Genomic DNA, 4,523 nt, shown 5'->3' on the forward strand with positions numbered 1-4,523 from the left:
CGGGACCGCGCCCAGCGTCTCGGCCACCGGGCCGGGCAGGGCGAAGCGACCGAGCTCCTCGGCGGCGACCACCATCTCGGTGGCGCCTGCGCCGGAGCCGCCGAGCGCGTCGTCGACGATCAGACCGGTGATGCCCGATTCGGCGAGCTGACGGTAGACGGTGAGCGCCGGGGCGCGATCACCTTCGGACCACGCACGGGCGACGGCGGAACCGCCGGCCTTCTCGCCGATCGCGGCGACGGTGGCGCGGAGGTCGGTGTGGATGTCGTTGAGCAGAAAGTCCATGTCTATCGATCTCCGCGGGGCAGGCCGAGGAGTCGCTCGGCGATCACATTGCGCTGAATCTCATTGGTGCCGGCGTAGATGGGGCCCGACAGCGAGAAGAGGTAACCGTCCATCCACGGGTCGTCGAGTTCGGCGTCGACGCCCTGCAGGTCCAGTGCGGTCTCGTGGGCGGCGATGTCCCACTGCGACCAGAAGACCTTGTTGATCGACGACTCCATGCCGAGCTGTCCGCCTGCGGCCAGGCGGCTGACGGTCTGGTAGGTCGACAGCTCGTAGGCGCGTGCGCCGATCCAGGCGTCGGCGACGCCCTTGTCGGTGGCGGCGGTCGACGGGACGTCGCCCGCCGACTTCCACAGGTTCACCAGGCGGTCGGTGGCGGCGAGGAAGCGGCCCGGTGAACGCAGCGACAGGCCGCGCTCGTTGGCCGCCGTGCTCATCGCGACCTTCCATCCGTTGTTGACGTCGCCGATGACACCGGAATTGGCAGGGTCGGTGGGATCGTCGGGCACGAACACGTTCTCCAGGAACAGCTCCGCGAATCCGGCCTCGCCGTCGAGCTGCGCGATCGGTCGGACGGTGACGCCGGGCGCCTTCAGATCGAACATGAAGTACGTGATGCCCTTGTGTCGGGCCTGCTCGGGGTCGGTCCGGAACAGTCCGAAGCCCCAGTCGGCGAAGCTGGAACGTGAGCTCCAGGTCTTCTGGCCGTTCAGCAGCCAGCCGCCCTCGGTGCGGGTGGCGGTGGAACGCAGCGACGCGAGGTCCGAACCGGCCTCCGGCTCGCTCCACGCCTGGCCCCAGATGTCCTCGGAGCGTGCCATGCGCGGCATGATGCGCTCGAGCTGTTCCGAGCTGGCGTGCTCGAAGAGAGTCGGCGCCAAGAGGAAGATGCCGTTCTGACTCACGCGACCCGGAGCGCCCGAGCGGTAGTACTCCTCCTCGAAGATCAGCCAGTGCAGCAGCGGCTCGTCGCGGCCGCCGAACTCGGTGGGCCAGCTGACCACCGACATGCGGTCGGCTGCCATCTCGGCCTCCCACTTGCGGTGGGCCTCGAAGCCCTCGGCGGTGTCCATCGAGGGGAGCGGCTCGGCGGGCACGTGCTCGGCCAGCCACTGCCGGATCTCGGCGCGGAACGCGTGTGCGGCGTCGTCGAACATCAGGTCCATCAGGCGTCACCCTTCTTCTGGCCGGAATCCTTTTGGGCCGCGTCGCGCATGCTGCGGGCGTCCATGCCGCCCAGCGAGTCGCCCGAGTCGGCGTCGTTGGCCGCGTGTGCGAAGTGATGCCAGCCGAACACCGAGTCCATGGCGTTCCGCATGCCCATCTGGTCTTCGCAGATGTTGACGGCCTTCTTGCTCAGGAACAGGCCCTGCATCGGCATCTCGGTCATCTGCGCGCAGAGTTCGGTGACCTTGGCGTCGAGCTCCTCGCGCGGGACCACGTGGTTCACCATGCCCCAGTCGAGGGCCTGGCCCGCGGTGAAGCGCTGGCCGGTGAACAGAATCTCCTTGGCGCGGCGCGCTCCCAGCACGTAGGCGTGCGCGAAGTACTCGACGCCCGGGATGCCCATGCGAGCGACCGGATCGGAGAAGAAGGCGTCGTCGGAGGCGACGATGAAGTCGGCCGACCACGCGAGCATCAGGCCGCCGGCGATGCAGGCGCCGTGCACCTGGGCGATGACCGGCTTGGGGATCTCGCGCCAGCGACGGCACATCCCCATGTAGACCTCGATCTCCCGCGCGAGGCGCTGGTTGCTGTCGAGGGGCTGGTCGTCGGCGCGGGTGTGATCCCAGTGCAGCGTCGCGGTGTTCTCGTAGTACGTGTTGAAGTCGCGCTCGGGCGTGCCGATGTCGTGGCCGGCGGAGAAGTGCTTGCCGTTGGCGCGCAGCACGATCACCTTGACGTCGGCGTCGTCGACGGCCTTGCGGAACGCGGCGTCGAGCGAGTAGGTCATCACCGAGTTCTGGGCGTTGCGGAACTCCGGACGGTTCAGCGTGACGTATGCGACCGCGCCCGCGGTCTCGTAGGCGACGGGCGAGGTGTCGGGACCGAGGTCGTCGGGCCCCAGCGGGGGAGGGATGACGGCGTTGCTCATACCTCCAGACTCTAACCTAGCAAGTGCTTGGTTGGTAGCCGGGTGGTGTCACTCGAGAATCGAGTTGTGGCGACTTGGCCGTGTGGCGGTGGCTTCTATTCAACGTATAGTGCATCGTACGTCAAATGGAGGTGCATGGAGGACGTAGTATCTGTCTTTTAAGGGAGATGGAGTCACATGGCGTATCGGACTTTGAAGTCGATCTTTCACCAGCGCGATCATGCCGGCCTGGACGAGGAAGAGCGGGTTCGCAGGAGTTCGCCGTCGGCGATCCATTGGGATCTGCTGGTCGGCGGAAGCTCGGCGTTCATGCTCGTCACGCGGGAGGTCGCGGTGTTGATCGAGCGGATCCTGATGTTCGAACCGAGGATCCGGCAGCACTGGGATCGACTGCCGGGACGTGCGCAAGACGACTACCTGTACCGGATGATCGTCGATGAGATTCAGGCGACCAACGAGATCGAGCAGGTGCGGTCCACCCGAAAAGAGATCGGTGAGGCGCTGAAGGGGCTTCGTGATGATGAACCGGTAGGTGGCAAGCGGTTCGCTGAGATGGCGCGGCTGTACTTGGACATCGGGAGGGCCGATGCGCAGGCGCCGCAGTCGCTTGATGACCTTCGCAGTGTGTATGACGCGGTCATGGCGGGCGAGGGCGGTGACGAAATGGTTCCCGACGGCACCCGATTTCGGGCGGGGCCGGTGACCATCGAGTCGGGTACGAAGGCGGTGCACCGGGGAATCGTTCCGGAATCGGCGATCGACGAGGCGTTGACGTTGATGATCAGTCAGAATCGGGACGCCGAGGTCCCTCGGCTGCTTCGGGCCGTGGTCGCGCACTTCATCTTCGAGTTCGCGCATCCGTTCTACGACGGCAACGGTAGGGCCGGGCGATACTTGTTGGCGCTGGATCTTCGTGAGGTCTTGGCGCCGTACTCGAGCCTGGCGTTGTCGGCGACGATCGCTGACAACAAGGACCGCTACTACCGAGCGTTCGCCGATGCCGAGGATCCGTTCAACAGGGGGGATCTGACGGTCTTCGTCATCTCGCTGCTGGAGATCATCGCTGAGGCGCAACACCGGCTGCTGACTGACCTCGCGGACCGAGAACAGCGAATCGGGGTGCTCGGAGAGAGGATCAGTGACTTCGTGAGCGGAGGACCTCCGGGTGGGCTCCGGTTCGACTCGACCGCTGGTAAACCGTTCGGTCTCGACGGCATCGGTGAGCTGCTCTTCATCTTGGGACAGGCGTGGCTGTTCGATGTGAATCGTGCCGTCAAGCTCCAATCGTTGGTACGAGCGACGGGGAGATCGGTGCAGTTCATTCGGCCGCGGGTACAGTCCCTTGTCGACGCAGGCCTCGTGGAGGTCGTGACGCGGAAACCGCTCCGGTTCCGGATCACGCAGAGCGGTGCGGAGCTTCTCGGGGTCGGTCGCGAGCCTGCCTGAAGTAGATTCCGGAACTAGACGATCCCGAAGTCCGAACGGCACCCGTCAGCGCGCCCCCAGCACCATCCCGATCGGGACGCTCACCACGAGCACGACCAGGATCGCCAGATACGCGTAGGCCAGGACGTGGCGCGTGTTCACCAGCGCGCGGCCGAACCAGCCGGTCAGCGCGAGGACCACGAGCAGGACGACGGACCCGGCGTTCACCGTCACGGTGGATCCCAGCAGTGATCCGACGATGACGGCGGCGTTGGCGACCGTCCAGCCGCTCAACTGCACGATCTGCAGCGGTGCGGATACGGGCGCGGGCAGGTGCTGCTGGGCCGCGCCGATCGCGATCAGCGCGACACCGCACACCAGGACCAGATAGGCCGCCAGCCAACTGCCCTTCGCGAGGTCGAGCGGACCGGTGATCGCGGCCACCAGTCCGCCGGCGACGATGCAGGCGGCGCCGAAGCTCGTGTAGACGTCGATCCCGACCTGGCTCGGGGTCACGGGCGCGCTTCTTCGGTCAGCGAGGCGAAGCAGTGGTCGCCGCCGACGAAGGCGTCGAGTCGGTTCAGTCGGAGGTCGGTTCGATGCGATGACAGCACGCCCTGCATGATGCCGCGATGCACCGCGCAGGTGACGCCGGGGTGGCGGCGGGCCAGTTCCAGGAAGGGGCAGCGACCCAAACGGATGCCAGTCGGTCGGCTCC

5 protein-coding genes and 1 pseudogene are annotated in these 4,523 nt (G+C 66.4%); 1 reads left to right on the forward strand and 5 read right to left on the reverse strand.

Annotation, left to right across the window (positions count from 1 at the left end):
• The 3 genes from GX543_RS09325 to GX543_RS09335 form a co-directional block, all read right to left on the reverse strand.
• A partial coding sequence (locus GX543_RS09325; protein ID WP_290851514.1) for an acyl-CoA dehydrogenase family protein occupies positions 1-285 on the reverse strand: 285 nt, incomplete at its 3' end.
• 2 nt (positions 286-287) lie between these two features.
• Complete coding sequence (locus tag GX543_RS09330) at positions 288-1,451, reverse strand: acyl-CoA dehydrogenase family protein (RefSeq protein WP_290851515.1); 1,164 nt, start codon at positions 1,449-1,451, stop codon at positions 288-290.
• Positions 1,451-2,380 carry an enoyl-CoA hydratase gene (locus GX543_RS09335; protein ID WP_290851516.1) on the reverse strand — a complete coding sequence of 310 codons (930 nt, stop codon included), beginning with the start codon at positions 2,378-2,380 and terminating at the stop codon, positions 1,451-1,453. The genes GX543_RS09330 and GX543_RS09335 overlap by 1 nt, the downstream gene beginning before the upstream one ends.
• A 177-nt stretch (positions 2,381-2,557) precedes the next feature.
• Here GX543_RS09335 and GX543_RS09340 point away from each other — a divergent pair, with 177 nt between their 5' ends.
• Entirely contained in the window at positions 2,558-3,826 is a 1,269-nt protein-coding gene (locus tag GX543_RS09340) for a Fic family protein (RefSeq protein WP_290851518.1), read from the forward strand.
• A gap of 45 nt (positions 3,827-3,871) precedes the next feature.
• Here the strand turns inward: GX543_RS09340 and GX543_RS09345 are convergent, their stop codons facing one another.
• Together GX543_RS09345 and GX543_RS09350 are read right to left on the reverse strand one after the other, a co-directional pair.
• Positions 3,872-4,321, reverse strand: a complete 450-nt coding sequence (locus GX543_RS09345; protein WP_290851520.1) for a hypothetical protein — start codon at positions 4,319-4,321, stop codon at positions 3,872-3,874.
• Positions 4,318-4,523: pseudogene (locus GX543_RS09350) on the reverse strand (transcriptional regulator); the annotation flags it as partial. The gene GX543_RS09345 and the pseudogene GX543_RS09350, both read right to left, overlap by 4 nt.

This window comes from Gordonia sp. (in: high G+C Gram-positive bacteria), assembly GCF_012515855.1.
GTDB lineage: Bacteria > Actinomycetota > Actinomycetes > Mycobacteriales > Mycobacteriaceae > Gordonia.